This window comes from Enterobacter cloacae complex sp. SYL001 (assembly GCF_049237025.1).
Classification (GTDB): Bacteria; Pseudomonadota; Gammaproteobacteria; order Enterobacterales; family Enterobacteriaceae; genus Enterobacter; species Enterobacter intestinihominis.
The window spans coordinates 1-5,325 of sequence record NZ_JBMKJI010000051.1; the positions used below are offsets into that span (position 1 = coordinate 1).

The window sequence follows — 5,325 nt, forward strand, 5'->3', positions numbered from 1 at the left end:
TGCGAAGCGCAATCACCTTCTCGGAAACCCTCGCGAAATTTCGCAGTCGCGACGCCAGAGACCGAGGGTTAGATCATGCCTAGCATTCACCTTCCGGCCGCCCGCTAAATATCTCCTTTTGGGTTGTTAATAAAACATCCAATAAGTTGACTGTGCGTGAAAAAGAAAGTTTTGTGTGATGGCGTTGAAGATCGCACCGTTAAGCTCTTATGTGGGATGGTGCAGAGCTCGACGACTACCGATAAAACGCAACCGCCGCAAACAGACAAGAAAAAGCCCCAACTGATAACAGTTGGGGCTTCAGTATTGTGATTGGTGGAGCAATAGCACCCTGAACCCAAAACCTTCTCGCTCAACCGGTAGTGGCTGATAACAACTCGTGAGGGCTATTGCGGGTTAAGCATTTAGCGATGTCTAGGGCCAGACTGGACGTCTGAACGCAAGCCGCTGATACTGTACATAACCACAGTATCAGCGGAGGATACCCATGTCGCTGGCAAGGAACGCCACGGCGAGTCAATCGCCCACTCAAACAAACGGTTACGAACGCCACCAACCCGACCAGACGCTGCTCTACCAGCTGGTTGAGCAGCACTACCCAGCCTTCAAAGCCTCACTCGAAGCCCAAGGTCAACACCTGCCTCGCTACATCCAACAAGAATTCAACGACCTCCTCCAATGTGGCCGTCTGGAGTATGGTTTCATGCGGGTTCGCTGCGAGGATTGTCATCACGAGCGTCTGGTCGCCTTCAGCTGTAAACGACGCGGCTTTTGCCCTAGCTGCGGTGCCCGCCGGATGGCCGAGAGTGCGGCGCTGCTGATAGACGAAGTCTTCCCCAAGGAGCCCATTCGCCAGTGGGTGCTCAGCTTTCCTTTCCAGCTACGCTTTTTGCTGGCTCGCCATCCCCAGCTGATGGGCCAGGTCTTGAGTATCGTCTATCGTACACTCTCAACTCATCTGATCAAAAAAGCCGGTTACACCAAAGCCTCTGCACAAACTGGCTCAGTGACTCTTATCCAACGCTTTGGCTCCGCGCTAAATCTCAATGTCCACTACCACATGCTGTTTCTCGATGGTGTCTATGCCGAAGATGACTATGGCAAGCAACGCTTCCATCGTGTCAAGGCACCCACTTACGATGAGCTGAATACGCTCGCTCACACCCTCAGCCATCGCATCGCTCGCTGCATGGAAAAGCGTGGGATTTTGGAGCGTGATGCCGAGAATACGTGGTTGACACTGGAAGAGGGCGAAGACGATACGCTGACTCAATTACATGGTGCTTCGGTTACGTATCGCATTGCCGTCGGCCCCCAGCAAGGGCGCAAAGTCTTCACCCTGCAAACCTTGCCAGGGCGTGAGGATAAAGCCGACTCAAGCAGTCGAGTAGCCAACCATGCTGGTTTCTCGCTACACGCCGGTGTGATGGCCGAAGCGCATCAGCGGGATAAGCTTGAGCGCTTGTGTCGCTACATTAGTCGGCCAGCGGTTTCAGAAAAACGTCTGGCATTAACCGCCAATGGGCAGGTGCGTTACGAGCTCAAAACTCCGTACCGCAATGGCACCACCCATGTGATCTTCGAGCCGCTGGACTTCATCGCCAAACTCGCTGCGTTGGTACCTAAGCCGCGAGTCAACCTCACACGCTTCCACGGCGTCTTTGCACCGAACAGCAAACACCGAGTTCAAGTAACACCCGCCAAGCGGGGCAAGAAGCCCGACAAATCGGAAGGTCTCGATACTAACTGGCGTGACAAGAGTCCTGCAGAGCGCCACCGCGCCATGACCTGGATGCAACGCCTCAAGCGAGTCTTCAATATTGATATTGAAGTCTGCGAACACTGCGGCGGTCACGTCAAAGTGATTGCCAGCATCGAAGATCCGAAGGTCATTGAGCAGATTCTCAAGCATCTGAAACAGAAAACAGCCAAGGCGAATGCCGCCAAGCAGCGTGAGCTGCCACCAGAACGAGCGCCGCCACTGACTCCCAGCCTGTTCGATCCATCACAGAGTCGTCTCTTTGACTGACGACCCCAAATCCAACACTGCTCAACACTGCCAACTTTTAAACGGGGCGGTGGGGCAGTTTGTATCTCTCGAGCTATCAGGCTAGAGATTTTACCGCCAAATCGAACCTTATTAGAGCGGTTTAGGCTGGACCGGCAGTTAAAATTGGGGCTTGAGCGGTAAACGAGTGAGGGAATTTCAGGTAAGATACTTCGGATGAGGAGCAAAAAGGTGGTTTATACTTCCTATACCCGAGGCGCGACAGAAAAATCGCGGCGTTTTGCTTTTCAGTTCGACCTTTTAATGAATACTGATGTAACACGGATTGACCGTATTGGGAGTTTGAGATGGTGACAAAGAGAGTGCAACGGATGATGTTCGCGGCGGCGGCGTGCATTCCGCTGCTGCTGGGCAGCGCGCCGCTTTATGCGCAGACGAGTGCGGTGCAGCAAAAGCTGGCGGCGCTGGAGAAAAGCAGCGGAGGGCGGCTGGGCGTCGCGCTCATCGATACCGCAGATAATACGCAGGTGCTTTATCGCGGTGATGAACGCTTTCCAATGTGCAGTACCAGTAAAGTTATGGCGGCCGCGGCGGTGCTTAAGCAGAGTGAAACGCAAAAGCAGCTGCTTAATCAGCCTGTCGAGATCAAGCCTGCCGATCTGGTTAACTACAATCCGATTGCCGAAAAACACGTCAACGGCACAATGACGCTGGCAGAGCTGAGCGCGGCCGCGTTGCAGTACAGCGACAATACCGCCATGAACAAATTGATTGCCCAGCTCGGTGGCCCGGGAGGCGTGACGGCTTTTGCCCGCGCGATCGGCGATGAGACGTTTCGTCTGGATCGCACTGAACCTACGCTGAATACCGCCATTCCCGGCGACCCGAGAGACACCACCACGCCGCGGGCGATGGCACAGACGTTGCGTCAGCTTACGCTGGGTCATGCGCTGGGCGAAACCCAGCGGGCGCAGTTGGTGACGTGGCTCAAAGGCAATACGACCGGCGCAGCCAGCATTCGGGCCGGCTTACCGACGTCGTGGACTGCAGGTGATAAGACCGGCAGCGGCGACTACGGCACCACCAATGATATTGCGGTGATCTGGCCGCAGGGTCGTGCGCCGCTGGTTCTGGTGACCTATTTTACCCAGCCGCAACAGAACGCAGAGAGCCGCCGCGATGTGCTGGCTTCAGCGGCGAGAATCATCGCCGAAGGGCTGTAACTCTCAATAATGGGGCGCTACGGTGCCCCACTTTCTATTTATATATCCGTAAAAGCTTTTCTTGATATACATCTTCAGCTTTTTGTATGATTATTAATATCATTCTTTTCGATGGCCTTAAGACCTTTTTAAGTCAAAAGTATTACCTCCCCCAAAAAACAAATCCGCAAAGTAATGGAAGTAAATTATTTTATTTTGAATAGTCTTCATTGTGATTAGTCACATGACTCATTCTTTTTATTGTAATTATCTGATTTACATTCGCAGTTTTCTCATTGTTTCCGCCGGAAGTTATTCTTCCACTGTTTTTCCTCTTTATTTCCGCATGGTTGTTTTTCCACCCTTTGGATGGCTTGTAAGAATATTGTTTTAATCCGGCCAATAGAGTTATTGGGCCTCCAAAAGAATATTGACATCATTTTATGGCAGTGAAATTATTCGATCATGGATAAGGAGGGGGACAATGAAGTCACTAATTTATGATTACGGAAGAATCAACTGTATGAGTTGCCCTTCTCAATGTGAATTAAAACCAAATGCCTCATTGCGCGTTTCGTTTTGCCAGGACTATTGTTTTTGTACCTGGCCAGAAGGGAGTGGCTATTTTTCTCTGGGGATTATGGAGGGGCTCCTCAAACAAAATTATAATAATCTATATTTAGGCTGTATTTTTGTCGATTTTTCTATCAGCCATTTGCGCTTTTTTACTAACGAACGTTGGATAGATTATTTAATTGAAACGAAATTAAAAATTGTTATCGTTTGTGATAAATACCTTAAACCATTGGCTAATTACTGGTTTAAGCATTCTAAAGATATTTTTCTTGTTATCTATCAGCAAGATCGGCTGACGCTGGCCTGTGAAAAGTTAAAAAAGAGATTTATCTATCAGCGCGACGCCTTCTTTGGCGGAGAGTCACTCTCTGAACTGGAGTTTGCTGTCTTAAGCGCATTGATTTCCGGAGACGGTTGTCTGCAACTGGCTGATGAACTCAATGTCGATATTCGTACTATCTATGCTGCAAAGCGCCGTGCGGAAAAGAAAATGGGGGCCGATATCAATACCCTTTTCCGATTCTCACATTCGTTATAAGCGATTTTAAACTGATTGATGGCCCTTTTCATTGTTATCACTTTGCCGTGAGAAGGGCCTACAGTTAAATATTAATGCATAAAGCGGTTGAATACGCATGTTGCCGGATTTTAGCGTTTGCAGCCCCGTGCAAGAGAATACGTTCAATGCGAACTATGCAGTTTATTACTACGGCTCTGTAAACGGTAACGGTCAGGATTTTACCCGCTACGTACGATAAGGCAATTATTACCACCAGGGCGACAGGGGGAGCTTCAGGTGGGCTGAAAAACGGGAGTCTGTATTTGATTAGCGAAAACGATAAATTTAACGATCTGACCGTTAATACTTCAGGCTGGTTAGCCGACGGTATTAACCCTGGTCGGGAACGTGCCGGCAGAGATAATAACGTGACGGTAAACCATCAGACCAATATCAAAGCAGCAGGAATAGGGGGCGTGCGAACGCTCCGGTAAATAATGCTAATGAGGTCGCTACCATCACTCTCAATGGCCCCACCACCATTGAAACCACTTCGCCGGTTTCTATAAAGGTTGACTGTGCTGCCGTATCGAGAACGCTATGACTATTTACGCTGAAGAGTTGCGCATCATGATGGATGCTATTATGGATATCATTTTCGACCACGGCACGCACAGGCAGGCACGCACCTTTATGGCTGTTTTCACTCTCGACGCGGAACACCCTTACCCTGACGGCGTTCTTCCGCACCTGGTCAGGATCTTCACCACTGACCACGCCCGTCAGTTTCTGAAGCGTATCTGCCGGACTGCTGTACTCAGCCTGGCTGAGATAGCGGCCGTTCGGGGTTAACCAGAAATCCTGGCTGTCACTGACACGGTAGGTTTCGCCGTGGCTGGCGATGCCTGAGACGTTACAGAAGCGGTCATAATCGGGGTTCTAGGGATTTTCCGTCCAAAAACGACAAAGTGCTCTGGAGGCCGCGCCGTCCGTGGCCTCCAGAGGGGTATTACTTTTCGCTGACGGGTAAATATCCCTCG

The 5,325-nt window shown here is 50.5% G+C and carries 4 protein-coding genes; all 4 read left to right on the plus strand.

The annotated features are described in order from the left end of the window. The first annotated feature begins 487 nt into the window (after nucleotides 1-487). The 4 genes from ACOTZP_RS23670 (at nucleotide 488) to ACOTZP_RS23685 (ending at nucleotide 5,137) form a co-directional block, all read left to right on the plus strand. Nucleotides 488-2,029: an IS91-like element ISCR1 family transposase gene (locus ACOTZP_RS23670; protein ID WP_000050481.1), complete on the plus strand. Its 1,542-nt coding sequence runs from the start codon at nucleotides 488-490 to the stop codon at nucleotides 2,027-2,029. A gap of 326 nt (nucleotides 2,030-2,355) precedes the next feature. Continuing rightward, nucleotides 2,356-3,231, plus strand: coding sequence for an extended-spectrum class A beta-lactamase CTX-M-9 (locus ACOTZP_RS23675; protein ID WP_032489926.1), 876 nt, complete (start codon nucleotides 2,356-2,358; stop codon nucleotides 3,229-3,231). 463 nt (nucleotides 3,232-3,694) lie between these two features. Beyond that, the gene (locus tag ACOTZP_RS23680) at nucleotides 3,695-4,324 is read left to right on the plus strand and encodes a helix-turn-helix transcriptional regulator (RefSeq protein ID WP_024266332.1); all 630 of its coding nucleotides are present in this window, start codon (nucleotides 3,695-3,697) and stop codon (nucleotides 4,322-4,324) included. A gap of 561 nt (nucleotides 4,325-4,885) precedes the next feature. Continuing rightward, the gene (locus tag ACOTZP_RS23685; RefSeq protein WP_044704902.1) at nucleotides 4,886-5,137 is read left to right on the plus strand and encodes a hypothetical protein; all 252 of its coding nucleotides are present in this window, start codon (nucleotides 4,886-4,888) and stop codon (nucleotides 5,135-5,137) included. Nucleotides 5,138-5,325: the final 188 nt, after the last annotated feature.

Excerpts from the sequence above, each read along its gene's own strand:
- ACOTZP_RS23670 (WP_000050481.1), top strand. The coding sequence starts at position 488 with ATGTCGCTGGCAAGGAACGCCACGGCGAGTCAATCGCCCACTCAAACA.
- ACOTZP_RS23675 (WP_032489926.1), top strand. The coding sequence starts at position 2,356 with ATGGTGACAAAGAGAGTGCAACGGATGATGTTCGCGGCGGCGGCGTGC.
- ACOTZP_RS23680 (WP_024266332.1), top strand. The coding sequence starts at position 3,695 with ATGAAGTCACTAATTTATGATTACGGAAGAATCAACTGTATGAGTTGC.
- ACOTZP_RS23685 (WP_044704902.1), top strand. The coding sequence starts at position 4,886 with ATGACTATTTACGCTGAAGAGTTGCGCATCATGATGGATGCTATTATG.